The 26,340-nt window shown below is 54.4% G+C and carries 28 protein-coding genes and 1 other annotated feature; of the genes, 14 read left to right on the forward strand and 14 right to left on the reverse strand.

Features of this window, described 5'->3' with window-relative positions; translation table 11 throughout:
• A partial coding sequence (locus GJV78_RS23075) for a BapA/Bap/LapF family prefix-like domain-containing protein (RefSeq protein WP_167519665.1) occupies positions 1 to 658 on the reverse strand: 658 nt, incomplete at its 3' end.
• Positions 659 to 1,269: 611 nt separating this feature from the next.
• Positions 1,270 to 1,752 (reverse strand): SsrA-binding protein SmpB, encoded by a 483-nt coding sequence (gene smpB, locus GJV78_RS19560; RefSeq protein ID WP_155109888.1) that lies wholly within the window; start codon positions 1,750 to 1,752, stop codon positions 1,270 to 1,272.
• Between the two features lie 171 nt (positions 1,753 to 1,923).
• Between smpB and GJV78_RS19565 the strand changes: the two genes are divergently transcribed.
• Both GJV78_RS19565 and GJV78_RS19570 read left to right on the forward strand, forming a co-directional pair.
• On the forward strand, positions 1,924 to 2,361 hold the full coding sequence (locus GJV78_RS19565) for a type II toxin-antitoxin system RatA family toxin (RefSeq protein ID WP_209439272.1): 438 nt from the start codon (positions 1,924 to 1,926) through the stop codon (positions 2,359 to 2,361).
• On the forward strand, positions 2,351 to 2,641 hold the full coding sequence (locus tag GJV78_RS19570; protein WP_167519666.1) for an RnfH family protein: 291 nt from the start codon (positions 2,351 to 2,353) through the stop codon (positions 2,639 to 2,641). The genes GJV78_RS19565 and GJV78_RS19570 overlap by 11 nt, the downstream gene beginning before the upstream one ends.
• Positions 2,642 to 2,766: 125 nt before the next feature.
• On the opposite strand, the gene bamE is transcribed toward GJV78_RS19570, so the two are convergent.
• The 3 genes from bamE to nadK all read right to left on the reverse strand — a co-directional run bounded on the left by bamE (position 2,767) and on the right by nadK (position 5,886).
• Positions 2,767 to 3,111, reverse strand: coding sequence for an outer membrane protein assembly factor BamE (bamE, locus tag GJV78_RS19575; protein WP_155109891.1), 345 nt, complete (start codon positions 3,109 to 3,111; stop codon positions 2,767 to 2,769).
• A 149-nt stretch (positions 3,112 to 3,260) separates the two neighbouring features.
• Positions 3,261 to 4,922 (reverse strand): DNA repair protein RecN, encoded by a 1,662-nt coding sequence (gene recN, locus GJV78_RS19580; RefSeq protein WP_155109892.1) that lies wholly within the window; start codon positions 4,920 to 4,922, stop codon positions 3,261 to 3,263.
• 85 nt (positions 4,923 to 5,007) lie between these two features.
• Positions 5,008 to 5,886, reverse strand: a complete 879-nt coding sequence (gene nadK / locus GJV78_RS19585) for an NAD(+) kinase (RefSeq protein ID WP_155109893.1) — start codon at positions 5,884 to 5,886, stop codon at positions 5,008 to 5,010.
• Between the two features lie 121 nt (positions 5,887 to 6,007).
• Between nadK and grpE the strand changes: the two genes are divergently transcribed.
• The gene (grpE, locus tag GJV78_RS19590; protein ID WP_155109894.1) at positions 6,008 to 6,601 is read left to right on the forward strand and encodes a nucleotide exchange factor GrpE; all 594 of its coding nucleotides are present in this window, start codon (positions 6,008 to 6,010) and stop codon (positions 6,599 to 6,601) included.
• Positions 6,602 to 6,693: 92 nt separating this feature from the next.
• Here grpE and GJV78_RS19595 read toward each other — a convergent pair whose 3' ends face one another.
• Together GJV78_RS19595 and GJV78_RS19600 are read right to left on the reverse strand one after the other, a co-directional pair.
• Positions 6,694 to 7,980, reverse strand: a complete 1,287-nt coding sequence (locus tag GJV78_RS19595; RefSeq protein ID WP_155109895.1) for an HlyC/CorC family transporter — start codon at positions 7,978 to 7,980, stop codon at positions 6,694 to 6,696.
• A gap of 104 nt (positions 7,981 to 8,084) precedes the next feature.
• Positions 8,085 to 8,876 (reverse strand): cytochrome C assembly family protein, encoded by a 792-nt coding sequence (locus GJV78_RS19600; RefSeq protein ID WP_155109896.1) that lies wholly within the window; start codon positions 8,874 to 8,876, stop codon positions 8,085 to 8,087.
• Between the two features lie 166 nt (positions 8,877 to 9,042).
• Here GJV78_RS19600 and ffh point away from each other — a divergent pair, with 166 nt between their 5' ends.
• The 5 genes from ffh to rplS all read left to right on the forward strand — a co-directional run bounded on the left by ffh (position 9,043) and on the right by rplS (position 12,680).
• Positions 9,043 to 10,404, forward strand: a complete 1,362-nt coding sequence (ffh, locus tag GJV78_RS19605; RefSeq protein ID WP_155109897.1) for a signal recognition particle protein — start codon at positions 9,043 to 9,045, stop codon at positions 10,402 to 10,404.
• A gap of 254 nt (positions 10,405 to 10,658) precedes the next feature.
• Positions 10,659 to 10,907 carry a 30S ribosomal protein S16 gene (gene rpsP, locus GJV78_RS19610; protein WP_003031228.1) on the forward strand — a complete coding sequence of 83 codons (249 nt, stop codon included), beginning with the start codon at positions 10,659 to 10,661 and terminating at the stop codon, positions 10,905 to 10,907.
• 18 nt (positions 10,908 to 10,925) lie between these two features.
• The gene (gene rimM / locus GJV78_RS19615) at positions 10,926 to 11,474 is read left to right on the forward strand and encodes a ribosome maturation factor RimM (RefSeq protein WP_155109908.1); all 549 of its coding nucleotides are present in this window, start codon (positions 10,926 to 10,928) and stop codon (positions 11,472 to 11,474) included.
• A 47-nt stretch (positions 11,475 to 11,521) separates the two neighbouring features.
• Positions 11,522 to 12,289: a tRNA (guanosine(37)-N1)-methyltransferase TrmD gene (gene trmD / locus GJV78_RS19620; RefSeq protein WP_167519667.1), complete on the forward strand. Its 768-nt coding sequence runs from the start codon at positions 11,522 to 11,524 to the stop codon at positions 12,287 to 12,289.
• 43 nt (positions 12,290 to 12,332) lie between these two features.
• Positions 12,333 to 12,680, forward strand: a complete 348-nt coding sequence (gene rplS, locus GJV78_RS19625; protein ID WP_012134695.1) for a 50S ribosomal protein L19 — start codon at positions 12,333 to 12,335, stop codon at positions 12,678 to 12,680.
• A 152-nt stretch (positions 12,681 to 12,832) separates the two neighbouring features.
• Here rplS and GJV78_RS19630 read toward each other — a convergent pair whose 3' ends face one another.
• The 3 genes from GJV78_RS19630 to GJV78_RS19640 are packed head-to-tail and all read right to left on the reverse strand — an operon-like array spanning position 12,833 to position 15,065.
• The gene (locus GJV78_RS19630; RefSeq protein ID WP_155109898.1) at positions 12,833 to 13,315 is read right to left on the reverse strand and encodes an OmpA family protein; all 483 of its coding nucleotides are present in this window, start codon (positions 13,313 to 13,315) and stop codon (positions 12,833 to 12,835) included.
• 15 nt (positions 13,316 to 13,330) lie between these two features.
• Positions 13,331 to 14,554, reverse strand: a complete 1,224-nt coding sequence (gene dgcN, locus GJV78_RS19635; RefSeq protein ID WP_155109899.1) for a diguanylate cyclase DgcN — start codon at positions 14,552 to 14,554, stop codon at positions 13,331 to 13,333.
• Entirely contained in the window at positions 14,547 to 15,065 is a 519-nt protein-coding gene (locus GJV78_RS19640) for a YfiR family protein (protein WP_155109910.1), read from the reverse strand. The genes dgcN and GJV78_RS19640 overlap by 8 nt, the downstream gene beginning before the upstream one ends.
• Positions 15,066 to 15,726: 661 nt before the next feature.
• Between GJV78_RS19640 and aroF the strand changes: the two genes are divergently transcribed.
• Genes aroF through GJV78_RS19655 form a run of 3 tightly spaced genes read left to right on the forward strand, consistent with a single transcriptional unit; the run spans position 15,727 to position 18,860 of the window.
• Complete coding sequence (gene aroF / locus GJV78_RS19645) at positions 15,727 to 16,797, forward strand: 3-deoxy-7-phosphoheptulonate synthase AroF (RefSeq protein ID WP_155109900.1); 1,071 nt, start codon at positions 15,727 to 15,729, stop codon at positions 16,795 to 16,797.
• 10 nt (positions 16,798 to 16,807) lie between these two features.
• Positions 16,808 to 17,929 carry a bifunctional chorismate mutase/prephenate dehydrogenase gene (tyrA, locus tag GJV78_RS19650; protein ID WP_155109901.1) on the forward strand — a complete coding sequence of 374 codons (1,122 nt, stop codon included), beginning with the start codon at positions 16,808 to 16,810 and terminating at the stop codon, positions 17,927 to 17,929.
• 58 nt (positions 17,930 to 17,987) lie between these two features.
• Complete coding sequence (locus GJV78_RS19655) at positions 17,988 to 18,860, forward strand: SMP-30/gluconolactonase/LRE family protein (protein WP_155109902.1); 873 nt, start codon at positions 17,988 to 17,990, stop codon at positions 18,858 to 18,860.
• Here the strand turns inward: GJV78_RS19655 and pheA are convergent.
• The 4 genes from pheA to bamD all read right to left on the reverse strand — a co-directional run bounded on the left by pheA (position 18,857) and on the right by bamD (position 21,626).
• Positions 18,857 to 20,017: a bifunctional chorismate mutase/prephenate dehydratase gene (gene pheA / locus GJV78_RS19660; protein ID WP_155109903.1), complete on the reverse strand. Its 1,161-nt coding sequence runs from the start codon at positions 20,015 to 20,017 to the stop codon at positions 18,857 to 18,859. The genes GJV78_RS19655 and pheA overlap by 4 nt on opposite strands.
• A 25-nt stretch (positions 20,018 to 20,042) precedes the next feature.
• Positions 20,043 to 20,168 (reverse strand) — a sequence feature (Phe leader region).
• A complete protein-coding gene (pheL, locus tag GJV78_RS19665; RefSeq protein ID WP_100249759.1) occupies positions 20,120 to 20,167 on the reverse strand; it encodes a pheA operon leader peptide PheL in 48 nt (15 codons plus the stop codon). Its footprint overlaps the feature before it by 48 nt.
• Positions 20,169 to 20,270: 102 nt before the next feature.
• Complete coding sequence (gene raiA / locus GJV78_RS19670; protein WP_155109911.1) at positions 20,271 to 20,609, reverse strand: ribosome-associated translation inhibitor RaiA; 339 nt, start codon at positions 20,607 to 20,609, stop codon at positions 20,271 to 20,273.
• 279 nt (positions 20,610 to 20,888) lie between these two features.
• Positions 20,889 to 21,626 (reverse strand): outer membrane protein assembly factor BamD, encoded by a 738-nt coding sequence (gene bamD, locus GJV78_RS19675; protein WP_155109904.1) that lies wholly within the window; start codon positions 21,624 to 21,626, stop codon positions 20,889 to 20,891.
• Positions 21,627 to 21,757: 131 nt separating this feature from the next.
• Between bamD and rluD the strand changes: the two genes are divergently transcribed.
• The 3 genes from rluD to clpB all read left to right on the forward strand — a co-directional run bounded on the left by rluD (position 21,758) and on the right by clpB (position 26,167).
• Positions 21,758 to 22,738 (forward strand): 23S rRNA pseudouridine(1911/1915/1917) synthase RluD, encoded by a 981-nt coding sequence (gene rluD / locus GJV78_RS19680; protein ID WP_155109905.1) that lies wholly within the window; start codon positions 21,758 to 21,760, stop codon positions 22,736 to 22,738.
• Positions 22,735 to 23,463, forward strand: a complete 729-nt coding sequence (gene yfiH, locus GJV78_RS19685) for a purine nucleoside phosphorylase YfiH (protein WP_155109906.1) — start codon at positions 22,735 to 22,737, stop codon at positions 23,461 to 23,463. Before rluD ends, yfiH begins: the two co-directional genes overlap by 4 nt.
• Before the next feature lie 130 nt (positions 23,464 to 23,593).
• Entirely contained in the window at positions 23,594 to 26,167 is a 2,574-nt protein-coding gene (gene clpB, locus GJV78_RS19690) for an ATP-dependent chaperone ClpB (protein WP_155109907.1), read from the forward strand.
• Positions 26,168 to 26,340 lie beyond the last annotated feature (173 nt).

Genomic DNA, 26,340 nt, shown 5'->3' on the forward strand with positions numbered 1-26,340 from the left:
CGCCGCCGTTCCCGGAGCCGTTGCCGGTATCGCCGCCGCCGTTCCCGGAGCCATTGCCGGTATTGCCGCCGCCGTTCCCGGAGCCGTTGCCGGTATCGCCGCCGCCGTTCCCGGAGCCGTTGCCGGTATCGCCGCCGCCATTCCCGGAGCCGTTGCCGCTATCGCCGCCGCCGTTCCCGGAGCCATTGCCATCATCGCCGTTGTCATTTGCGTCATGATGGTGGCTGTCGCCGCCGCCGTTAGCAGAGGCAACGGCGGCCACGCCGCCTGCTGCGAGCACGCCTCCCAGCACCCATGGCCAGATGGCACCACCGGCCTCGTCAGAACCACCGGTGGTAGTTAACAACTCATCAATGCCCGGAATAGAGACAAACTGTAGCGGGGCTTCCGTGTTTTCTACCCACCACAGCGTACCGTTACTCTCTTCCAGAACAAGCTGACTACTGCCCTGACCGTTGGCCACGTAAAAATTTTTGACGGTGACCGTTTCCCCGGAGCGAAGGGCGATCACCAGATCCTGGTTTACGCGGGTAAGCTGACTAATTTCATCACGTGGAACGGAAAGTTTTACAACTGACGGGCCGCTAAGCGCCACATCAGAGGTTGTCGTATTGGTTGAAACACCAGTCAACTTCGATACAACGGCCAGTAAGGGCATATATTTACTCCTGATAACATGGTCTGTGTATTGGTATGCAAAACTACAGGCCGGAGCAAAATTGACGGACGAGTGCTCCCGTTCATCACGAAGATGAATTTGTGCATGTAATTTTATTGATAAGGTCACGCCGATGGCGGTTTTACTTTTTCTGAAATAACCCTTTGTTTTTTGTGTCGGACCAGCACTTTCGTATTAGATGATATAGTCAGAAAAATTTATTTCTGCAACTTAAGCCTTATTAATGCCTGTGTTAGGCGTGCTTAAATAGATAGCGAAGATACGCTGTATAAAACCGCATGGTTGGTAGGAGAGAGCATTGTTAACTTTTAGTTTTCTGTTTTGAAAGGGATATTTTCTTGATTTAGCGTGGTGGGAGTAATGATTAACACTATGAACTGTAGCGATATACAATGGAGAACAATATAAAAAATCTTTGTGGCTTTTCAGACTCCCTGGCCGATAAAAAACTGCTGAAGAATATACTCTTAAAAGGTTTCACGATTCAGCTTTTTAATTAATGCCGCCGTAAGAATATATTTATTAAATATCAATGAGCGTAAAAGCCGGACGGCCTCGCTATTGAAAGGCCGTCCGCATTAACAGGCGGGTTAACGTCCGGCGTTTTTCATAATACGGGCTTTATCCAGCTGCCATTCGCGCTCCTTCAGATCGGAACGTTTATCGTGCTGCTTTTTACCTTTGGCCACGCCTATCTTCACTTTGCACCAGGCGTTCTTCCAGTACAGGGAAAGGGCAACCACGGTAAAGCCTTCGCGATTAACGCGGCCATACAGCGAATCCAGCTCCCGCTGATTAAGCAGCAGCTTGCGGGTGCGGGTTGGATCGCAGACCACATGCGTGGAAGCCACGGCCATCGGCGTAAAGTTAGCGCCGAACAGATAAGCTTCACCGTCGCGGAGCAGAACATAGCTGTCGCTGATGTTGGCTTTGCCGGCGCGCAGGGATTTGACTTCCCAGCCCTGGAGAGCCAGTCCGGCCTCGAACTCTTCTTCGATAAAATATTCGTGCCGGGCGCGTTTGTTCAGCGCGATAGTGGCAGAGCCTGGTTTATGTGCTTTTTTCTTCGTCATAAGCGTCGTGAAGTCATCGGTAAACTGGAATCGAAAAACACCCCATTTCATCCGGAGGGCGGTAAGCGCTTATCTTAGCATGAAGCGGGTTATCCCCGGTCCTGGCTTTGCGTTTTTTTTAACGGATGATAAATGGTATTATTTGTTGGATTTATGTTGATGGAAACCGTTATGCCTCAGATCAGCCGGACCGCTTTAGTCCCGTATAGTACGCAACAGATGTATCAGTTAGTCAATGATGTCCTGTCCTATCCCCGTTTTCTACCGGGCTGTACCGGCAGCCGGGTGCTGGAATCCACGCCGGGGCAGATGACGGCGGCTATTGATGTCTCTAAGGCGGGGATCAGCAAAACGTTTGTTACCCGTAATCAGCTGACTCGTAATGAGAGCATACTGATGAACCTCGTCGACGGTCCCTTTAAAAAGCTCACGGGCGGCTGGACGTTTACCGCGCTTAGCCCGGAAGCGTGCCGCGTTGAATTTAATCTCGATTTTGAATTCACCAATAAGCTGATTGAGCTGGCCTTTGGCCGTATTTTCAGGGATCTGGCGGCTAATATGGTGCAGGCTTTTACTCAGCGAGCGAAAGAGGTTTATCGTGGCGAATAACATCGTCGTCGAGGTGGCGTACGCCCTGCCGGAAAAGCAGTATTTGCAGCGGGTAACGCTTGAGGAGGGGGCCACGGTGGAAGAGGCGATAAGAGCCTCCGGTCTGCCGGAGCTGCGATCCGATATCGATCTTGCGAAAAATAAGGTGGGCATCTATAGCCGCCCGGCCAGGCTTGACGATCCGGTTCATGAAGGCGACCGGGTCGAAATCTACCGGCCTTTAATTGCTGATCCGAAAGAGCTGCGCCGCCAGCGGGCGGAGAAGTCGACGAACAAATAGCGCAGGGCATCTGAAAGCAGGCGCTCCTGTGAAGCGGGCGAACGGCGACGAACGTCGGCAGTGGAAAAACGCGCGGCAACAAAAAAGGTGCTCATCAGGCACCTTTTTGTTTTACTAACCGGACGCTACCGCTGGTCGGTCAGCGCTGGCTTGTTGTCAATATTCGTTAACGTGCCGCTGCTGTTAAAGGTCAGCGTCAACGTCTGCTGGGTGATCTTTTCATGCCCCGGCTGCTGACGGAACACATAGAACCAGGTATTGGTGCCGAACGGGTCAGACATCATCGGCGTACCCAGCGCATAGGCGACCTGCTGCTGCGTCATGCCCACGCGAATTTTGGATATATCGTTAGCGGTGAGATAGTTTCCCTGGTTAATGTCAGGACGGTAGACCACTCGCTCCAGAGTGGAACAGCCGGCGGTCAACATCAGTAATACTGCTGCGGCAGCAGTCAGCGTTTTACAGCGCATAGTGATTTGATTCCTTTTCGGGCCCGAGCAGTCGTTGGCTCATATGTAATATGCCGATGATAATAGACCTTTCACCACTTTAAAACCTTTTGCTGTCGGGCGTTATGGCGTTTCGGTTGTCTACTCTGACCCTGGAAGGGGGAAAAAGTTTACGCTGCCAGCAGTTCTTTCGCGTTGGCAAGCGTATTGCGCGTGACTTCGCTACCGCCCAGCAGACGGGCCAGCTCCTGCAGACGCGCGCGTTTATCCAGGAGCCGCATATGGGTTTCGGTCATTGCGCCATCCGTCTCTTTGCTGACAAAGAAATGCTGGTGTCCGCAGCCGGCAACCTGCGGCAGGTGTGTGACGCACATAACCTGGGTTGATTCGCCAAGCTGGCGCAGCATTTTACCCACCACGGCGGCGGTAGGGCCGCTGATACCAACGTCGACTTCATCGAAAATCAGAGCCGGGGTTTCCATTTTCCGGGCCGTGATCACCTGGATCGCCAGTGCAATACGCGACAGCTCGCCGCCGGAAGCCACTTTGGCCAGCGCCTGCATCGGCTGGCCCGGATTGGTGGTGACCTTAAACTCAACGCGATCGGCACCGTCCTGACTCAGATGGTGTTCATCGAACTTAACATCGATAGCGAACAGGCCGTGCGGCATTGAGAGCGTATGCATACTTTGCGTGATGAGCTGGCCCAGCTCCCGGGCATAAAGCTGACGCCGGTCGTGCAGCGCCTTTGCCGTTTCCAGCGCCTGCTGATGGTGTTTGCTAACCGCAAGGGCCAGCGTTTCCAGCGAGTCGGCCTGATCGTCAAGCTGCTGCTGTTCGTCCAGCAGCGACTGATAGAACTGAGGCAGCGCCTCCGGGCTGACGTGATGCTTTCGCGCCAGCGAGATCTGCTTTGCGATCCGCTGTTCAAGTTCGAACAGGCGGTTAGGATCTAAATCGAGGCGATCGCAGTAGTGGCGCAGCTCGTCGCTGGCTTCGGTAAGCTGAATGGTAGCCTCTTCCAGCATATCCAGAATCCCGGAGAGTCTGCCGTCCATTCCTGCCAGTTCGCCAACGAGCTGCTTTGCGGTATAAAGCTGGCTCTGCAAATTGACCTCTTCGCCGTCCGCCAGCAGGGTGAGGGCGTTCTGGCTGGTGCTCAGCAGCTGACCGCTATTAGCCAGCCGCCGGTACTCTTCATCGATCTGCTCAAATTCGCCGGGCTGTGGGTTGAACTCGTGCAGCTCTTTAAGCTGGTACTGCAGCAGCTCGGCTCGCGCCGCGCGCTCCTGGCTCTGCTGCTGGTGCTGCGCCAGATCGCGACAGCTCTGGTGCCACAGCTGGTAGCGGGCGGCCATCTTCTGGGCCAGCGCCGCTTCGCCAGCGTAGCCGTCGAGCAGCCGTTTTTGATGCTCGGACCGGGTCAGCAGCTGATGGGCGTGCTGGCCGTGGATCTGAATCAACAGCTGGCCCAGTTCGCGCAGCTGCGACAGAGGAACGGCGGTGCCGTTAATGAAGCCGCGGGAGCGGCCGTCGCTGCTGATGACGCGCCGGAGCAGGCACTCACGCCCCTCCTCAAGCTGGTTTTCTTCCAGCCAGCGCAGCGCAGCAGGGGTGTCTTTCAGGGAAAAGCGAGCGCACAGGTCGGCGCGGGAGGCACCGGTACGCACCATATCGGCTTCAGCGCGCCCGCCCAGGCACAGGCCGAGCGCATCAATCGCAATAGATTTGCCCGCACCGGTTTCGCCGGTGATGGCGGTCATTCCGCTGTGGAAATCGATCTCAAGTTCACGAACGATAGCAAAGTTGCTGATGGTAAGTTGCGCCAGCATAGCTGTTTTCCTGTATGAAAAACCATAACTGTGATTACATACAGTATAAACGGGTTTTTCATACAGTAAAGAGGTGGACGCGGAATTAGAATAATTTTTTCGACCAGCCGAGCTTGGTGCTTAATGTATTGAAATAGCTGTAGTCTTTTGGATGAATAAGCGTCAAATGGTAGTCGCAGCGGCGGATTAAAACATCTTCGCCCTCCTGAATTGGCAGCGCAATCTGGCTGTCGCAGCTGATCTCAAGGTCGTTGCGTCGGTGCGAAAAGCGCAGGCGAATCGTGCTGCTGCTGTTAATGACCAGCGGCCTCGCCGAGAGGGTGTGCGGAAACATGGGCACCAGAGCGATGGCTTCAAGGGAAGGGGTCAGTATCGGGCCGCCTGCCGAAAGCGAATAGGCGGTGGAGCCGGTGGGGGTGGAGATAATCAGGCCGTCAGAACGCTGGGAAAACGCAAAGATCTCGTCAATATAGACTTCAAATTCAATCATATGCGCTACCTTGCCGGGATGTAGTACCACTTCATTAATGGCGGTGCTGATGCGCTTCTGGCAGTCCTGCTGACAGACCTGCGCCTCCAGCAAAAAGCGCTGCTCGGTAATGTAATGGCCTTCCAGCACGTCCGCCAGCTGCTGCTGGGCGTTATCCGGATCGAGATCGGTGAGAAAGCCCAGGTTGCCACGGTTGATGCCTATCACCTTAATGTTATAGCGGGCGAGGGTTCGTGCCGCGCCGAGCATATTGCCATCACCGCCGACCACCACCGCCAGATCCGCCTGCTGCCCAATCTCCGCGAGCGTACCGGTTTTCACATTTTTCAGCTGCAGCTCGCGGGCGATTTGCTGCTCGACAATCACTTCGTAACCTTTCTCGCACAGCCAGCGGTAGAGCATTTCATGTGTCGTCAACGCCGTGGGATGACGAGGATGGCCTACAATGCCAATGCACTTGAAATGATTATTCATTTTAACGAGATCCTTGTAACGAAGATTGATGACAATGTGCGTGCTTCCCTTGAAACCCGGAATCCGATCCCCATAATAAGCGAAGTTAGCGAGATGAATGCGAAAAAACGCGGAGAAATTCATGAGTAGTAAAGAACAGAAAACGCCTGAGGGGCAAGCCCCGGAAGAAATTATCATGGATCAGCATGAAGAAGTTGAGGCGGTTGAACCAGACGCTTCTGCTGAGCAGGTGGATCCGCGCGATGAAAAAATTGCGAGTCTGGAAGCACAGCTTGCTGATACCCAGAATCGCGAGCGCGACAGCGTGTTGCGTATCAAAGCGGAGATGGAAAACCTGCGCCGTCGTACCGAACAGGATGTCGAAAAAGCGCACAAGTTCGCCCTGGAAAAATTCATCAACGAACTGCTGCCGGTAATCGATAGCCTGGATCGCGCGCTGGAAGTGGCCGATAAAGGCAATCCGGAAATGGCCCCCATGGTCGAAGGCATCGAGCTGACCCTGAAGTCAATGCTCGACGTGGTGCGCAAGTTCGGCGTGGAGGTGGTGGCCGACGTTAACGTCCCGCTGGATCCGAACGTGCATCAGGCGATTGCGATGGTGGAATCGGAGGAGATTCCGGCGGGCAACGTGCTGGGCATTATGCAAAAAGGCTATACGCTGAACGGGCGCACAATCCGCGCGGCAATGGTCACCGTGGCGAAAGCGAAAGGCTGATTTTCCACTTCTGATAACGGCGGATAGCGCCTGCGCTTATCCGCTCCCCAGCGCCGGGAGGGCGGTTACGCCTTACCCGGCCTGCGGCGTTTTTACTCCGCCACGCTTTCCCGCAGCGGTTTGACCGGCATGACCTTCACCTGCTTGATCATATTCTCCTGGACGTCGAGAATGTCGATATCGTATGGGCCTATTCGTACGCGGGTCCCGGCAACCGGGATCTCCTCCAGGGCCTCCAGGATGACACCGTTGACGGTGCGCGCTTCATCTTCTGGCAGGTGCCAGTTAAACGCTTTATTAATCTCCCGCACGTTGGCGCTGCCGTCGACGATGACCGAGCCGTCTTCCTGGGGCGTGACTTCTTCCGCCAGCGTCGGTGACATAGAGGTGGTGAAATCCCCCACGATCTCTTCGAGAATATCTTCCACCGTCACCAGGCCCTGAATATCGCCATATTCGTTGATTACCAGCCCGACTTTCTTTTTATTGCGCTGAAATTTAACCAGTTGGGTGCTGAGCGGCGTGCCCTGCGGGACGTAATAAATCTCGTCGGCGGCGCGCAGCATGGTCTCTTTGGTAAACTCTTTTTTCTCAGACATTAAGCGCCATGCCTCGCGCACCCGCAGCATGGAGATGGCGTCATCCAGCGAATCACGATAAAGAACAATACGTCCGTGCGGCGAGTGGGAGAGCTGACGGAGGATCGCTTTCCAGTCGTCGTTGATATCAATGCCAATGATTTCGTTACGCGGCACCATAATGTCGTCGACGTTGACCTTTTCCAGATCCAGCACCGACAGCAGCATGTCCTGATTACGCCGGGATATTTGCGAACGCGATTCGTTGACGATGGTGCGCAGTTCGTCTTTGCTCAGCGAACCGCTGACCACGATATCGGTTTTAATGCCCATCATGCGCATCAGCAGGCGGGTAATCACGTTGAGCAGCCACACCAGCGGCATCATGACGATCTGCAGAGGGCCAAGCAGAACGCTGCTGGGATAGGCGATCTTTTCCGGGTAGAGCGCGGCGATGGTTTTCGGCAGCACTTCCGCAAACACCAGCACAACAAAAGTCAGGATGCCGGTGGCGATTGCCACGCCCGCGTCGCCGTACAGGCGCATACCGACGATAGTACCGAGCGCCGAGGCGAGAATATTCACCAGGTTATTGCCGATCAGCACCAGGCTTATCAGCCGGTCCGGCTTGCGCAGCAGCTTTTCGACGCGCCTGGCCGGGCGGTTGCCCTGCTTCGCCAGGTGGCGCAGGCGATAGCGGTTCAGGGTCATCATCCCGGTTTCGGAACCGGAAAAATAGGCGGAGATGACCACCATGATAATTAACGTAATGATTAGCGTGGTGGTTGAGATATGTTCCAGGGAAGACTCCTTACTACATACTCCACTTCAGGCGAAAGTTCTGTTGGCCGCCCGGTCCCTCGGGCGTTATCACCTGAAACGTGAAGAGTGAGGCTATAGGTAGATTAGCTAATAAACTGCTGTACTATCCGGCTGCCAAAGTAGGCCAGTGTCAAAATACCGGCACCCGCGACGTTAAACCACACCACGCGGCGGCCGCGCCAGCCTTCATGATAATGCCCCCACAGCAGAACAATATAGACAAACCAGGCCACGATAGAGAGTACGGCTTTATCGATATTTTCCATACTGAACAGGGCGTGCATATAGAACAGCCCGGTGCACAGGGTCAGGGTCAGCAGCACGACGCCAATCTGCGTGATGTGAAACATTTTACGTTCGATGCTCATCAGCGGCGGCATCTCGTTGCTGAAGGCCAGCTTTTTATTCTTTAGCTGATAGTCGATCCATGCCAGCTGCAGCGCATAGAGGGCGGCGACGATCAGCGTGGCGTAGGAGAACAGCGACATGCCGATGTGGATCAGCATCCCCGGCGTGGTCTCAAGATGGGTGATGTATTCATTGGGCATAAAGCTGGCAAAGGCCAGGTTTATCAGCGCGAAGGCGTACACAATGGGCAGCAGCAGCCAGCCGCGATTGCGTGAGGCGACGATGGTCATGACCGTGCAGATCATCAGGCTGACCAGCGAGCTGACGTTCAGCAGACTGAGGTTTTGCCCGCCGCCGTCGCCCGGCAGGATGCGGGCTTCCAGCGCGACGGCGTGGCACACCAGCGCGATAACCGCAGAGAGAATAGCCATACGCCGCCAGCCGCTGTTTTTTTGCAGCAGTCCGGGAACGATCAGCGCAAGGCTGATGGAATAGGCGGCAAGGGCGAGCAGAGCAGAAACGGGCATAGTTGTGTCGACAGTGAGCCAGAAAGTAAAGAAATGCAGTATAGCGTTACGCGACCGCAGCTCCAACCGTTGCATAACAACAAAGACGGCTTCATGTTATACTGCGGCGAAATTCTGTAGAGGTGTCGCGACAGCGACCCACCGTTTCCACTCCAGGCGAGAGACAATGTTTGATAATTTAACCGATCGTTTGTCGCGCACCCTGCGCAATATCAGTGGCCGTGGACGCCTTACTGAAGACAACGTTAAAGAGACGCTGCGCGAAGTGCGTATGGCGCTGCTGGAGGCCGATGTTGCGCTACCGGTAGTGCGCGAGTTTATCAATCGCGTAAAAGAAAAGGCCGTTGGGCATGAAGTTAACAAGAGCCTGACTCCGGGACAGGAGTTCGTCAAGATCGTCCGCCACGAGCTGGTGACGGCGATGGGCGAAGAGAACCAGACCCTGAACCTGGCCGCGCAGCCGCCTGCGGTGGTGCTGATGGCGGGCCTGCAGGGCGCAGGTAAAACTACCAGCGTCGGTAAGCTGGGTAAATTTCTGCGCGAAAAGCACAAGAAGAAGGTGCTGGTGGTTTCCGCCGACGTTTACCGCCCGGCGGCTATCAGGCAACTGGAAACGCTGGCGCAGCAGGTTGGCGTTGATTTCTTTCCGTCCGACGTCGGCCAGAAGCCGATCGATATCGTCAATGCCGCGCTGAAAGAGGCAAAGCTGAAGTTCTACGACGTGCTGCTGGTGGATACCGCCGGTCGTCTGCACGTTGATGAAGCGATGATGGACGAAATCAAGCAGGTCCACGCCGCCATCAATCCGGTTGAAACCCTGTTTGTGGTCGACGCCATGACCGGTCAGGACGCCGCCAATACGGCGAAGGCGTTTAATGAGGCGCTGCCGCTCACCGGCGTGGTGCTCACCAAGGTGGACGGCGACGCCCGCGGCGGCGCGGCGCTCTCTATCCGTCATATTACCGGTAAGCCGATCAAATTCCTCGGCGTCGGCGAAAAAACCGAGGCGCTGGAGCCGTTCCATCCGGACCGCATCGCCTCGCGTATTCTTGGCATGGGCGACGTGCTGTCGCTGATCGAGGATATCGAAAGTAAAGTTGACCGCGCCCAGGCGGAGAAATTAGCCAGCAAGCTGAAGAAGGGAGACGGTTTCGACCTGACCGACTTCCTGGAACAGCTGCGGCAGATGAAGAACATGGGCGGCATGGCCAGCCTGATGGGCAAGCTGCCGGGCATGGGCCAGATCCCGGACAACGTTAAGTCACAGATGGACGATAAGGTGCTGGTGCGTATGGAGGCGATCATTAACTCCATGACCCTGAAAGAGCGCGCGAAGCCGGAAATCATCAAAGGCTCCCGAAAGCGCCGTATCGCTCAGGGCTGCGGTATGCAGGTGCAGGACGTTAACCGCCTGCTGAAACAGTTCGACGACATGCAGCGCATGATGAAGAAGATGAAGAAGGGCGGGATGGCGAAGATGATGCGGAGTATGAAGGGGATGATGCCGCCCGGCTTCCCGGGGCGCTGATCTCTTCCGGCCTGGCTCATTTGCCATTTCGGCACCGGGGTGTGCTCGCCATCCTCACGTACTGCGTGTACGCTCCGGTGGCTGCGCGCACGCCGGCACCGAACTGGCTGCACCGCCGACGGCCTTCTGCAGCAGAGTTATTAACTGCTGATTGCAATTTCCCCAGAAATCAGTAAAATTTTCGGGCTTTTAATATGACGCCGGGCTCCGTTCCTCGATGGGGCCCGGCTGTTTTATTCACACAAGAGGATGTTATGGTAACTATTCGTTTAGCACGTCACGGCGCTAAAAAGCGTCCGTTCTACCAGGTTGTTGTCACCGACAGCCGTAACGCACGTAACGGTCGCTTTATTGAGCGCGTTGGTTTCTTCAACCCGATCGCCAGCGAAAAAGAAGAAGGCACCCGCCTGGATCTGGATCGCATCGCTCACTGGGTTGGCCAGGGCGCGACTATTTCCGATCGCGTTGCGACGCTGATCAAAGCAGCAAACAAAGCTGCTTAATCTGTCACGGTGGTCATGATGAGCAAACAACTCACCGCGCAAGCGCCCGCTGACCCTATCGTATTGGGGAAAATGGGGTCGTCTTACGGTATTCGTGGGTGGCTCAGAGTGTTTTCTTCCACCGAAGACGCCGAAAGCATTTTTGACTATCAGCCCTGGTTTATTCAGAAGGCGGGTCAGTGGCAGCAGGTACAGCTGGAAAGCTGGAAGCACCACAATCAGGATTTGATCATCAAGCTGAAGGGCGTTGACGATCGCGATGCGGCGAACCTGCTGACGAATTGTGAAATCGTCGTGGATTCTTCGCAGCTGCCTGCGCTGGCGGAAGGTGACTATTACTGGAAAGACCTGATGGGCTGCCAGGTAGTAACCACTGAAGGCTACGATCTCGGTAAAGTCGTCGATATGATGGAAACCGGATCGAATGACGTTATCGTCATTAAGGCAAACCTGAAAGATGCGTTTGGTATCAAGGAACGTCTCGTGCCGTTCCTCGATGGGCAGGTTATCAAGAAAGTCGATCTCACTACGCGAACCATTGAAGTAGATTGGGATCCTGGTTTTTAAACCACCGGATAAACGGTAATAGATAGCGGCATGGTGGAGATTGGCTTGTGTTTATAGGTATTGTTAGCCTGTTTCCAGAAATGTTTCGCGCCATTACCGATTACGGGGTAACTGGCCGGGCGGTAAAAAATGGCCTGCTGAACATCCAGAGCTGGAGTCCTCGCGACTTCACGCAGGATCGGCACCGCACCGTGGACGAACGTCCTTACGGCGGCGGACCGGGGATGTTAATGATGGTGCAACCCCTGCGGGACGCCATTCATGCAGCAAAAAGCGCGGCGGGTGAAGGCGCAAAGGTGATTTATCTGTCACCTCAGGGACGCAAGCTCGATCAGGCTGGCGTCAGCGAACTGGCAGCGAATCAGAAACTGATTCTGGTGTGCGGTCGCTATGAAGGTATCGATGAGCGCGTAATTCAGACCGAAATTGACGAAGAATGGTCAATCGGCGACTACGTGCTCAGCGGTGGGGAGCTACCTGCAATGGTGCTGATTGACTCGGTTTCCCGGTTTATTCCGGGGGTTCTGGGCCATGAGGCGTCAGCGTCGGAAGACTCTTTCGCCGACGGGCTGCTGGACTGCCCGCACTATACCCGACCTGAAGTGTTAGAAGGAATGGATGTACCGGCGGTATTGCTGTCCGGGAACCATGCCGAGATACGTCGCTGGCGTCTGAAACAGTCGCTGGGCCGCACCTGGCTTAGAAGACCTGAACTTCTGGAAAACCTGGCTCTGACTGAAGAGCAAGCAAGGTTGCTGGCGGAGTTCAAAACGGAACACGCGCAACAGCAACATAAACATGATGGGCAAGCGTAAAGCGCCCCCGAATATCAGTTTACCCAGGATAAGAGATTAAATTATGAGCAATATTATCAAGCAGCTTGAACAAGAGCAGATGAAGCAGGACGTACCTTCCTTCCGTCCGGGCGATACCGTGGAAGTGAAAGTATGGGTTGTTGAAGGTTCCAAAAAACGTCTGCAGGCATTCGAGGGCGTGGTTATCGCAATTCGTAACCGCGGTCTGCACTCTGCATTCACTGTTCGTAAAATTTCCAACGGCGAAGGTGTAGAGCGTGTTTTCCAGACGCACTCTCCGGTTGTGGACAGCATTGCTGTCAAACGTCGTGGTGCCGTTCGTAAAGCTAAACTGTACTACCTGCGTGAGCGTACTGGTAAGGCAGCTCGTATCAAAGAGCGTCTTAACTAAGATATCGCTCAGGCGACATCCTTTCAGAAAGGCCAGCCGTCAGGCTGGCCTTTTTTTGTCTATGGAAACCCTACAGTCTGGCCGGGGGGACCATAGACAAAAAAACCTCCGGCTATACCGGAGGAGGAAACGACGACCGCCAATAAACCTCGTCAAGGCGTGCTGATGACCACGGCGACGCGACGGTTTTCGGCGCGCCCCTGAGCGGTTTTGTTGCTGGCGACGGGATACTTTTTGCCTAATCCCCGGGTGGTCAGGTTGGTACGGGGAATATCAGCACCTTCTGCCCAGGCGTCGGCCACCACGTTTGCTCGCTTGAGGGACAGCGCCACGTTGTAATCCTCTTCGCCGTAGTTATCGGTGTGACCATCCATGCGCGCATGTTTCAGCCCGACAACGGCCAGCCGGGAGGCCATTTCCCGGATTTTCTGCTGGCTTTCAGGACGCAACCGATAAACATTTTTATCAAACAGGATGGTATCGGACATCCCCAGCGACCAGTCCCCTGCGGATTCGGTAAAACCATACGACCGCATGGCGGCAATCTGTTCAGCAGTAAATTTGCCCTGTGGCGTCTGACAGCCTGTCAGAATCAGCGTGGCGAACAAGATGGACGGGAGAAAACGCTTCAGCATAATTATCTTTCCTTGTTAATTGATCGAGCGCTCGGTGCGCTGATGTTTAGCGATATACATATTGCGATCGGCCAGTTCCTGTAATTTATCCGCCGAAGCGTGTTCCCACGTCAGCGCGTAGCCCATGCTCAGGGTCATACTTGCCAGATGACCGTTATGCAGATCAAACGGACGATTCAGGCGCTTATCCAGCGCCGCGCAAATATGATGTACTTCCTCTTCGGTATGTACGCCGTACAGCACCATGGCGAATTCATCACCGCCGAGGCGATAAGGTTGATGCCGTTTTTCGCCAAAGTCTGACAGACGACGAGCTACCTCGATTAGCACGCGATCGCCCGCCGCGTGGCCCCAGGTATCATTCACGAATTTAAAGTTGTCCCCGTCAAGAAACAGCAGTGCTGAACTGCTGCGGGCAGAGTAATCGTTCATCAGCGCGCCAATACTACTGCGGAAGGCAGCGCGGTTTGCCAGGCCGGTGAGCGGATCGTGCAGCGCCGTGCGCATAAGCTGGGCGTTTTTCGCCTGCAGGCGCAACTGCCACTCTTCCATTTCGTCAAGCAGGCTGTTGAAGTCCAGGGCAAACCGATGGAACTCTTCGATTCGCTCCTCAGAAACCCGTCGGGAAAAATTGCGATTGGTGCGAATATCATGCACCACATCGGTAATGTTACGCAGCGCGTCCACCACGCCGTTATGTAAATGGCGGCTGAGCACAATAGCGATGCCGGCGGCCAGCAGTATTGAACTGGTCAGTACTGCCAGTGAGAGCCAGATAAAGTGGCCGATCAGGCTATCGCGTGCATTCAGGCGAATCTTACCGATGATTTCACCGTTATGCCGCACCGGCTGAACCACGGGAGTGGGAAACAGCCTGCGGCTGATGAGATCGCTGAACTTATCTGCTGATTCATCCGGGTTATAGTGCCAGATAGCGAGCGCTTTCTGGTTCTGGTCAACAACCTCAGCGACAGAAAACAGCCCCTGTCGGCCCAGCGCCGCCAGCGTTTCGTCCGCGGCGTCGCCATCGGAAAAGACCAGCGCCGCCTCCAGACTGTGCGTCATTGTCGCTGCGGTCAGCTCCAGATTTTTTTGCGCATACTCTTTCAGAGTCAGAATGGAGGCGACGCACAGGAGCAGCCAGATTAAGGTCATCGTGACAATGATACTAATCATATTAATACGCCGCAGTGCACGCTTAAATGTAGGCCTTGATAAACTCGAATGTTCCTTATCCATTTTTTTTCTTCCGTGCGAGCAGCAATACGTCCGGATTGACTCTGACACCGCTGCGGGCCAGCGAGTCCAGATTCACGGAAAATTTGACGCTATTGTCGTTAATTTGCAGGCAGAAAGCGCTGCCGGTTATGCATTCGCTATTTTGTTCTGCAATTAACAGCAATGCGTTAGTCGGATAGTGTTTCAATAATTCTACCTGAAATGCTGGAGACTCACTGCCAAAATAAAAACCGTTGCAGCGGGCAACCATCGCTTCCCGCCGGGTATGCACAACGATCGGCAGATAGGGCAATGAAGTGTTACTCTCATCAGCGATAACGCTGGCGAAACGAGACGATGAAAATACGCATAGTCGGGGGACACCCGTCAGCGCGGGCCAGCGCGTATAGCTGACGATGCCGGAGACGATTGAACGTACCGCTATAGCGTTATCTGGAATATGCATGGCGAAAAGCGGCAACCCTGCCTGTGATAGAACCAGTGTTAATATCAGTCGGTGAGTAAAGCGCATCATACCCACCAGCTTTAGTTATAAATCATCTAAACAAGTCCCTTTCTTATCGCTGCAAAATAGCATTATTTTGCTGGCGAGTCATTGATTCTGACAAAGTAAACTAAATATCTAAGTAAAATCTTAATTTATTTGTGGAATGGCCTTTCAATTTCGCCGAATCAATCGAACATTGTTCTCAATATCTTTTGAAAGATAGCTAAAACTATTGCCAGATATTTTTAGTTGATGTTTCTGACTAAGTTATTCGTCGCCGAAGTTTGTGACATAAATAAAATTCCGCCTGTCTTTTTCTTCGCTGCGCACCGACATAGCTATGCAGCAGTTGACGCCGATCAATATCCGAAGCCAATAACGTTAATGACGATGTTGCCTTTGGGGGGAGTGGCATACCGGGTGCTTTCTATATAGCGGATGAATGTTCGGGGCGTCAGCGTCGGCTTGGCGGAAGGTTTCTCTATATCACTTGCCCGATGTTATGGGGTGCCATGATGAATGTGTAAACTTTAATGTACAAATTGAGGGGGTAATGACCAAAAAAGATGTTTTTGTAATTAATTGTTTACGATAGTTGGATTGAAATCTTTACTGGCTGTGTTATCTTTATCCGCATCTCACTGAGAGAAACTTATCGCCAACGGACAAAGACAGGATCGCTACCATGCAAAAAGATGCGCTGAATAATATACATATTACCGACGAACAGGTTTTGATGACTCCGGAACAGCTGAAAGCCTGTTTCCCGCTGAGCCAGGTGCAGGAGGCGCAAATCGCCCGCTCGCGCAAAACCATTTCTGATATTATCGCCGGTCACGATCCTCGTCTGCTGGTGGTGTGCGGCCCATGTTCTGTTCACGATCCTGAAGCCGCTCTGGAATACGCCCGTCGGTTTCACGCGCTTGCTCAAGAGGTTGGCGATAGCCTCTATCTGGTGATGCGCGTCTATTTTGAAAAACCCCGTACCACCGTCGGCTGGAAAGGGCTAATTAACGATCCCCATATGGATGGCTCTTTTGACGTTGAGGCGGGCCTGAAGATAGCGCGCCAGCTGTTGCTTGAGCTGGTCAATATGGGGCTGCCGTTGGCGACTGAGGCGCTGGATCCCAATAGCCCGCAATATCTTGGCGATCTCTTTAGCTGGTCGGCCATTGGCGCGCGCACCACGGAATCACAAACCCACCGTGAAATGGCTTCTGGTCTGTCGATGCCGGTCGGCTTCAAAAACGGCACCGACGGCAGCCTGGCCACTGCGATCAACGCTATGCGCGCGGCGGCACAGCCGCATCGCTTCGTTGGCATTAACCAGGCCGGGCAGGTGGCGCTGCTGCAAACCCAGGGCAACCCGGACGGCCACGTAATTCTGCGCGGTGGAAAGATACCAAACTACAGCCCGGCGGACGTTGAACTGTGTGAAAAAGAGATGGCGCAGGCGGGACTCCGGCCGTCCCTGATGGTAGATTGCAGCCACGGAAATTCTAACAAAGATTATCGCCGTCAGCCGGCCGTGGCCGAGTCCGTGGTTGCGCAGATTAAAGACGGCAACCGCTCGATTATCGGCCTGATGATTGAAAGTAATATTCACGAAGGCAATCAGTCATCTGAGCAGCCGCGCAGCGCAATGAAGTACGGCGTGTCCGTCACCGACGCCTGCATCAGCTGGGAGATGACCGAAGCGTTGCTGCGTGAGATGAATAAAGATTTAAATGGCCAGCTGGCGGCGCGGCTGGTTTAAGAGGGGAGCTATGGTTGCTGAGTTAAGCGCGTTACGTGAGCAGATAGATGAAGTGGATAAGGCGCTGCTGGATTTGCTGGCGCGCCGCCTTGAGCTGGTGGCGGAGGTCGGTGAAGTAAAAAGCCGCCACGGGCTGCCGATTTACGTTCCGGAACGTGAGGCGTCCATGCTGGCCTCGCGCCGTGCCGAGGCGGAGTCGCTCGGGGTGCCGCCCGATCTGATTGAAGATGTGCTGCGCCGGGTGATGCGTGAATCCTATTCCAGTGAAAACGATAAGGGGTTTAAGTCCTTGTGTCCGTCGCTGCGGCCGGTGGTGATCGTCGGCGGCGGTGGGCAGATGGGGCGTCTGTTTGAGAAAATGCTTACGCTGTCGGGCTATCAGGTGCGTATTCTGGAACAGCAGGACTGGGATCGCGCCGAAGATCTGGTAGCCGATGCCGGAATGGTGATCGTTAGCGTGCCTATTCACCTGACTGAACAGGTGATTGCCCGCCTGCCGCGTTTACCGGCGGACTGCATTCTTGCCGACCTGGCTTCGGTGAAGAACGGCCCGCTGAAGGCGATGCTGGCAGCTCATGACGGCCCGGTTCTCGGCCTGCATCCGATGTTCGGCCCGGACAGCGGCAGCCTGGCGAAGCAGGTGGTCGTCTGGTGCGAAGGGCGGCAGACCGAAGCCTGTCAGTGGTTTCTCGATCAAATTCAGGTGTGGGGGGCCAGGCTGCATCGGATTGAAGCTGTCGAGCACGACAGGAACATGACGTTTATCCAGGCGCTGCGCCACTTTGCCACCTTTGCCTATGGGCTGCATTTGGCGGAAGAGAACGTTGACCTGGAACAACTGCTGGCTCTCTCTTCGCCGATTTATCGTCTTGAACTGGCGATGGTTGGCCGGCTGTTCGCGCAGGATCCACAGCTTTATGCCGATATCATCATGTCATCGGAGCATAACCTGGCCCTGATTAAGCGCTACTACAGACGTTTTGGCGACGCCATCGCCCTGCTGGAGCAGGGGGATAAGCAGGCCTTCATTGATAGCTTTAGCAGGGTTGCGCACTGGTTCGGCGATTATGCCAGCCGCTTCCAGAGTGAAAGCAGGGTGCTGCTGCGACAGGCCAATGACAGCCGACAATGAGCAACAGGATATATACTGAAAGCCAGCACCGCTGGCTTTTTCTTTTTAAGGAACCCTAATGACCACGCCGCACGTACTGTTTGATTACACCGGACACCTGCCGGAGTGTCCGATCTGGAGCGAAGAGGAAGATGCGCTGTATTGGGCCGATATCCTGAAAGGTGAGATTCATCGTTTTCAGCCGGCAACGGAGGATCATACCGTTCTGCAGTTTCCTGAAGAAGTCGGCTGCTTTGCGCTGCGTGAACAGGGCGGATTTATCGTGGCGATGCGTCACGCTATCTGGCTGACAGATCGGTGTGGCCTGCTGCTGCGCAAGGTGTGCGACAACCCCTCTAATCCGAAGCTGGCGCGATTTAACGATGGCGGAACCGATCGCAGCGGGCGTTTTTATGCCGGCACGTTCTGGGAGCCGGGAGACTATAATGGCGCGCTGCTGATGCGTATCGATAATGATTTGACGCCTGCGGTCATCCAGTGTGATATCCAGGGGCACAACGGACTGGCCTTCAGCGAGGACGGAAAATGGATGTTTACCTCGGATACGCCAAACGGCGTTATTTATCGTACACCGCTGGGGGCGGGCGGAGAGTCGGGTAAACGCGAAGTATTCCGCCGGTTCAAGGCAGGCGAGGGCGTTCCGGACGGCGCGGCGCTGGACAGCGAAGGCTGTTACTGGAGCGCAATGTATGACGGCTGGCGCGTGGCGCGCTTTTCGCCGCAGGGAGAGCTACTGGAGGAGCACCGCCTGCCGGTGCGCTGTCCGACGATGGTCTGCTTTGGCGGCGATCGGATGAAAACGCTGTTTATTACCACTACCCGGGAAAATATGAGCGACGAGGAGATCGCGAAGTATCCGCTTTCCGGGGCGATCTTCACCCTGCCCGTGGCCGTAACAGGGATGAAGAAAAGCCGCTTTATTGAACGTTAGCGGGGATCGGTGGGGACCACGTTTTCGCCCGGATAACAGCCGAGCACCTTCATAGAGCGGGTGATCTCACCCAGCTCTTTTAACGCTTTCTGCATTTGCGCTGATGCCAGATTGGCCTGGACATCAAGGTAGAACATCTCCTCCCACGGATTGCCGTGTATCGGCCGTGATTCCAGCCGGGTCATGATCAGATTATGATTGCGCAGCACCAGCAGCGCCTCTACCAGCGCTCCCGCCTGTTGTCCGGTCGCCATCAGCAGCGTAGTTTTTGCCGGAACCTGATCGGATACCTCAATCGCCTTACGTGCCAGAATGATAAAGCGGGTGATATTTTGCGCCTGATTGGCTTCGATGCGCTCCAGCACCTGCAAGCCGTGCAATACGCCGCCCGCCTCGCTTCCCAGCGCGGCGACGTGCGATGACTTGGTCTGCGCTACCTTTTCCATCGCCGCGGAGGTGCTTTCTGTATATTCAATTTTCCAGTGTGGATAGCGGCTAAGGAATTTACTGCACTGCTGGAACGGCTGCGGGTGGCTGTATACCGTCTCGATAGCCTCCAGCCCGACGGTGCCGGAAACCAGCACGCAGTGATCGATGGCAATCGTCATCTCGCCGACGATAGAGAGCGAAGTGTGCTGTAGCAGATCGTAAACGTCATTGATCGCCCCGGAGCTGGTATTTTCGATCGGTACGACCGCATAGTCTGCCTGTCCGGTTTCAACCTGATTAAACACGTCAGCGAACTTCGCGCAGCCGCTTTCAATAAACTGTTCGAAATGGCGCGCGGCATACTGACGGGCGGCGAGATGTGAGTAAGAGCCTTTCGGGCCAAGGAAAGCAATGCGCGCAGAGTGTGGATTAATTTTATTCAGATGCTGCTGGAGTAGCGCCTGCTGGGTTAATACAGAATCTTCAACGATCAGTTGAAACAGGCGGGTAATGTAATGCGCATCCAGATGATGGGCTTTGCCGAGGGTGATGAGTCTGTCCAGCAGATCGCGTTCGCGATCGATATCACGCACCGGGCGATGGGAAAGCAGTTTGGCTTTACCCACCTCCACGGCCAGCTCGCGGCGTTCAGCCAGCAGTGCCAGCAGTTTGGCGTCCAGCGCGCTGATTTTTTCGCGCAGCGCCAGGAGAGGATTTTCCGAAGTCATAGCGTTGTCTTTCCTGTTATCAATAATGAAAAAGGCCCCCCGGAGCGGGAGGCCTTATTGTTCGTCTTCGCATGCTTTTTCACACGATCAAACGCCTCCCGTTCAGGGGAAGGTAAAAAAGAATGCGAAGAAGAACGGCGTTAATTTCATATCAATTTCCTTAGGCTACGTCAGTAAAGTACCTGTACTGTTTTCATCCTGTCAATAAAAAACGCGCCCGAGGGCGCGCTGGTGATTGACTCAATGTAAGGGACTACTCTTCTTCTGCTTCTACAAAGGTGGCGTCTTTTACTGAGGTGGTGGCCCGACGCGCTTCACCCTTGTGCTGCACTTTATTCAGCTGGCGTTCCAGCTTGTTAATCAGTTCGTTAATGGCAGTGTACATATCTTCATGTTTAGCACTGGCGACCAGATGTCCGTTTGGCGTGTTGATGGTGGCGTCAGCAACGAACCCCTTGGGTTCCTTGGACAAAATGATATGCGGATTAATCAGGTGAGTTTGCCATTTTTCAAGTTTGGCGAGACGGTCTGCGACATGCTGGCGAATTGCCGGGGTGATTTCCATTTGTTTGCTGGTAATATTCATAGTCATCATTTTTACCTCTTGTCTTTCCCGTCTTGGTGATCTCAGCATACCGTTCTTAATGTCAAAAAGTGTGATTAATATCACGTTATTTTGTCACTTTTTGTCAATGCAGACTTTTTGTGAGGCATCGCAGGAAGCGCTGATTTAGTTCTTGAGGAATGGTCTAAAGCGGGCCATAGTTGATTGGATGTACCGCGGTAAGTTCAGGCCAGCCGCGGTACAATATGGATAAAAAACGGCAGCCGTCGGGCTGCCGTTTTGCGTTGTGTAAATGGTGTAATGAGATCAGCTGCTGCTGTCGTTGGCGGCAATAATCCTGGCCACTTTGTCTGCCTGAGCGTTCATTTGCATCTGGCGATAGGCGTTTTCCATCAGCGGCAGGGCGTCGCGCGTCGCTTTGGTATCAGGATAATCGCGCAACATCTCTTCCACGCGGTTGACGACCGCAACCCACGCGCCGCGCGCGGTGTAATAATCCGCCACGGAATATTCATACTTGGCCAGACGGTCTTTCAGGAACACCAGACGCCTGGTGGCGTCGGTGGTGTACTGGCTGTTAGGGTAGCCGCGTACCAGCTTTGAAAAATCCCTGAACGCGGCGCGGGCATGCTGCGGATCGCGATCGCTGCGATCGACGCCGAAGAAGCCCTGAAGAGGACTGTCATCCAGCGCCATATTCGTCAGCCCGCGCATATACATGACGTAATCAATATTAGGATGCGTCGGATTAAGACGCATAAAGCGATCGATAGCGGCCTGCGCTAACGGCAGATCGGCATTTTTATAGTAGGCGTAGATAAGATCCAACTGCACCTGCTGAGAATACGGACCGAAAGGATAGCGATTATCTAACGCTTCTAATTGCGTTATTGCCTGTTTCCAGTTACCGTCCTGCAGCTTTTGCTGAGCAGTCGCATAGATTTCGTTAGGCGGACTATCGGGAACCTCTTCCTTTGAACCAGAGCAACCCGCCAGAAACAGGCTCAACGTGGCTGCTGCCACCAGATATTTCATGCGCGTCATGACGTTTTGAATTTCCTCAAAATGTTTTACGGGAGATTCTCTGTTCCTGCTCCCGGTTAAGACCAGCTACAATAGCACACTATATTAAACGGCAAAGCCGTAAAACCCAACGTTAAACGAAGAAGCAGTATATGGCACAACGAGTACAACTCACCGCAACGATCTCCGAAAATCAGCTCGGTCAACGCTTAGATCAGGCTTTGGCCGAAATGTTCCCGGATTATTCACGTTCCCGCATAAAAGATTGGATTCTGGACCAGCGCGTCCAGGTTGACGGCAAGCTTTGCGATAAACCAAAAGAGAAAGTGCTGGGCGGCGAACGGGTAGATATTAATGCGGAAATCGAAGAAGAAGCCCGCTTCGAAGCGCAGGATATCCCGCTGGACATCATCTATGAAGATGACGATATCCTCGTTATTAACAAACCGCGCGATCTTGTCGTTCATCCCGGCGCGGGGAACCCGGATGGAACGGTGCTGAATGCGTTATTGCACTACTTCCCGCCAATTGCCGACGTCCCACGTGCCGGTATTGTGCATCGTCTGGATAAAGATACTACCGGATTGATGGTGGTGGCGAAAACCGTTCCGGCGCAAACGCGCCTGGTGGAGTCGCTGCAGCTGCGTGAGATTACACGTGAGTATGAAGCCGTAGCCATTGGTCATATGACGGCGGGCGGCACGGTTGATGAACCTATCAGCCGACATCCCACCAGGCGCACCCACATGGCGGTGCACCCGATGGGGAAACCTGCGGTCACCCATTACCGTATTATGGAACACTTTCGGGTTCACACGCGGTTGCGGCTACGTCTGGAGACCGGCCGTACGCACCAGATCCGCGTGCACATGGCCCATATCACCCATCCGCTGGTGGGCGATCCGGTGTATGGTGGACGGCCCCGACCGCCGAAAGGGGCCTCGGAGGCCTTTATCACGACCCTGCGCAGGTTCGATCGCCAGGCGTTACACGCTACAATGCTGCGTCTCTACCATCCCGTTTCCGGTATTGAGATGGAGTGGCATGCGCCGATCCCTCAGGATATGGTCGATTTGATCGACGCTATGCGTGCCGATTTTGAAGAACATAAGGATGACGTTGTCTGGTTATGAGTATTATCGTTCCCCAGTGGCCTCTGCCGAAGGGCGTTGCGGCCTGTAGTTCGACCCGCCGGGGCGGCGTCAGCCTGCCGCCCTATGATTCCCTGAATCTGGGCGGCCATTGCGGCGATAGTCCGGAGCATGTGGAAGAGAATCGCAGGCGATTGTTTGCTGCGGCTATGTTACCGTCAAATCCGGTCTGGCTGGAGCAGGTGCATGGTAAAGACGTGCTTAAGCTGACCGGCGAACCTTACGCATCCAGACGTGCGGATGCGGCTTACAGCTGTTCGCCGGGTGTCGTCTGCGCGGTAATGACGGCGGATTGCCTGCCCGTGCTGTTCTGTAACCGGGCGGGAACGGAGGTGGCGGCGGCCCATGCGGGCTGGCGCGGGTTGTGCGAAGGTATCCTGGAGGCGACCGTCGCCTGTTTTGATGATAAGCCGGAAAACATTACCGCATGGCTGGGGCCGGCGATTGGGCCCGGTGCATTTGAGGTTGGCCCGGAAGTGCGCGATGCGTTCATGGGAAAGGATCCGCAGGCCGCCGGGGCATTTCAGCCTTACGGCAATAAGTACCTGGCAGACATTTATCAGCTTGCGCGTCAGCGCCTTGGTAATTTGGGTATCCAGCAAGTCTACGGCGGAGAACGCTGTACCTTTAGTGAAAGTGAGACGTTCTTCTCTTATCGCCGCGACAAGACGACGGGTCGTATGGCAAGTTTTATTTGGCTGATATAACCTAAAGAAACAAGACGAGCCGGTACGCGCTGTTTTCTTTTTGCATAATTCAGGTCATTCACCTTGAATAATTGAGGGATGACCTCATTTAATCTCCAGTAGCAATTTTGACCTGTTTATGGGAGGAGTTATGCGTCTGGATCGTCTTACTAATAAATTCCAGCTTGCTCTTGCCGATGCCCAGTCGCTTGCGCTGGGGCACGACAATCAGTTTATTGAACCACTTCACTTAATGAGCGCCTTACTGAATCAGGAAGGCGGCTCGATACATCCTTTATTAACCTCTGCGGGAATTAATGCCGGCCAGCTGCGCACGGATATCGATCGGGCGCTAAGTCGTTTACCGCAGGTGGAAGGCACCGGAGGCGATGTTCAGCCGTCTCAGGATCTGATGCGCGTGCTGAACCTTTGCGACAAGCTGGCGCAAAAGCGTGGGGATAATTTTATTTCGTCAGAACTGTTCGTTCTGGCGGCGCTTGAGTCTCGTGGCTCGCTGACCGATTTGCTGAAAGCGGCCGGAGCGACGACGGCCAATATCACTCAGGCAATTGAACAGATGCGCGGAGGTGAAAGCGTGAACGATCAGGGGGCAGAAGACCAGCGTCAGGCCTTGAAAAAATATACCGTCGATCTGACCGAGCGCGCCGAGCAAGGCAAGCTCGATCCGGTGATAGGCCGCGACGAAGAGATACGCCGCACCATCCAGGTACTGCAACGTCGTACCAAGAATAACCCGGTGCTGATCGGCGAGCCTGGCGTGGGTAAAACGGCTATCGTCGAAGGGCTGGCACAGCGAATTATCAACGGCGAAGTGCCCGAGGGGCTGAAAGGCCGCCGCGTGCTGGCGCTGGATATGGGCGCGCTGGTGGCCGGGGCGAAATATCGCGGTGAATTTGAAGAGCGGCTAAAGGGCGTGCTGAACGATCTGGCGAAGCAGGAAGGCAATGTCATTCTGTTTATCGATGAGCTGCATACCATGGTTGGCGCAGGTAAAGCGGACGGCGCGATGGACGCCGGGAACATGCTGAAACCGGCTCTGGCGCGCGGGGAACTGCACTGCGTAGGGGCCACGACCCTGGATGAGTATCGTCAGTATATTGAAAAAGACGCTGCGCTGGAGCGCCGCTTCCAGAAAGTGTTCGTCGCGGAGCCGTCGGTGGAAGATACCATCGCCATTTTGCGCGGTCTGAAAGAGCGCTATGAGCTGCATCACCATGTGCAGATCACCGATCCGGCAATCGTGGCGGCGGCAACGTTGTCTCATCGCTACATTGCCGACCGGCAGCTGCCGGATAAGGCTATCGACCTGATTGACGAAGCGGCTTCCAGTATCCGTATGCAGATTGATTCTAAGCCGGAAGAGTTGGATCGGCTGGATCGTCGCATTATTCAGCTCAAGCTTGAGCAGCAGGCGCTGATGAAAGAGTCTGATGAAGCAAGTAAAAAGCGTCTCGAGATGCTGAATGAAGAACTGGAAGATAAAGAGCGCCAGTACTCTGCGCTGGAAGAAGAGTGGAAGGCGGAGAAAGCTTCGCTCTCCGGCACGCAAACCCTTAAGGCCGAGCTGGAGCAGGCGAAAATTGCCATTGAGCAGGCGCGGCGCGTTGGCGACCTGGCGCGCATGTCCGAGCTGCAGTACGGTAAAATTCCGGAGCTGGAAAAGCAGCTGGAGGCTGCCGCACAGGCCGAAGGGAAAACCATGCGCCTGCTGCGTAATAAAGTTACGGATGCGGAAATTGCCGAGGTGCTGGCACGCTGGACCGGGATCCCGGTTGCCAGAATGCTGGAGGGCGAGCGTGAAAAATTGCTGCGTATGGAACAGGAGCTGCACAGCCGCGTGATTGGGCAGAATGAAGCTGTTGAGGCGGTGTCTAACGCGATTCGTCGGAGCCGCGCGGGCCTTGCAGACCCGAATCGTCCGATTGGTTCTTTCCTGTTCCTCGGGCCGACCGGGGTCGGTAAAACTGAACTATGCAAAACGCTGGCGAACTTTATGTTTGACAGTGATGACGCGATGGTTCGCATCGATATGTCCGAGTTTATGGAGAAACATTCTGTCTCGCGTCTGGTCGGGGCACCTCCGGGATATGTCGGTTATGAAGAGGGGGGATACCTGACGGAAGCCGTGCGCCGTCGTCCTTATTCCGTCATTCTGCTGGACGAAGTTGAAAAGGCGCATCCGGATGTGTTTAACATTCTACTGCAGGTGCTGGACGACGGACGCCTGACGGATGGTCAGGGCAGAACGGTAGATTTCCGTAATACAGTAGTTATTATGACTTCAAACCTCGGTTCCGATCTGATTCAGGAACGCTTTGGTGAACTGGATTACGCGCATATGAAAGATCTGGTACTGGGCGTAGTCAGCCATAATTTCCGTCCGGAATTTATCAACCGTATCGATGAAGTCGTTGTGTTCCATCCGCTGGGTGAGTCACATATTGCCGCGATAGCGCAGATCCAGCTGCAGCGTCTGTACAAACGTCTGGAGGAGCGAGGATATGAGATCCACATCTCCGATGAGGCGCTGAAACTGCTGAGCGCTAATGGGTACGATCCCGTTTACGGCGCGCGGCCATTGAAACGCGCTATTCAGCAGCAAATTGAAAACCCACTGGCGCAGCAAATCCTGTCAGGAGAGCTGATTCCAGGAAAAACGATTCGTCTTGAAGCTAACGACGACCGTATTGTGGCTGTACAGTAAATTGCTACGGGATGTACAAGGGCCTCTTTGAGGTCCTTGTTAGTTTATAAAATACGCGATACACCGTTTTTTGAGCGAAAAGATTAAAAAGTAAGCGTTCGATAAGTTTTTTGTATTTTTCGCTTGTCAGGACGGAATAACTCCCTATAATGCGCCACCACTGACACGGAACA

Source organism: Intestinirhabdus alba, from assembly GCF_009711095.1.
In the GTDB taxonomy this organism is placed as follows: Bacteria; Pseudomonadota; Gammaproteobacteria; order Enterobacterales; family Enterobacteriaceae; genus Intestinirhabdus; species Intestinirhabdus alba.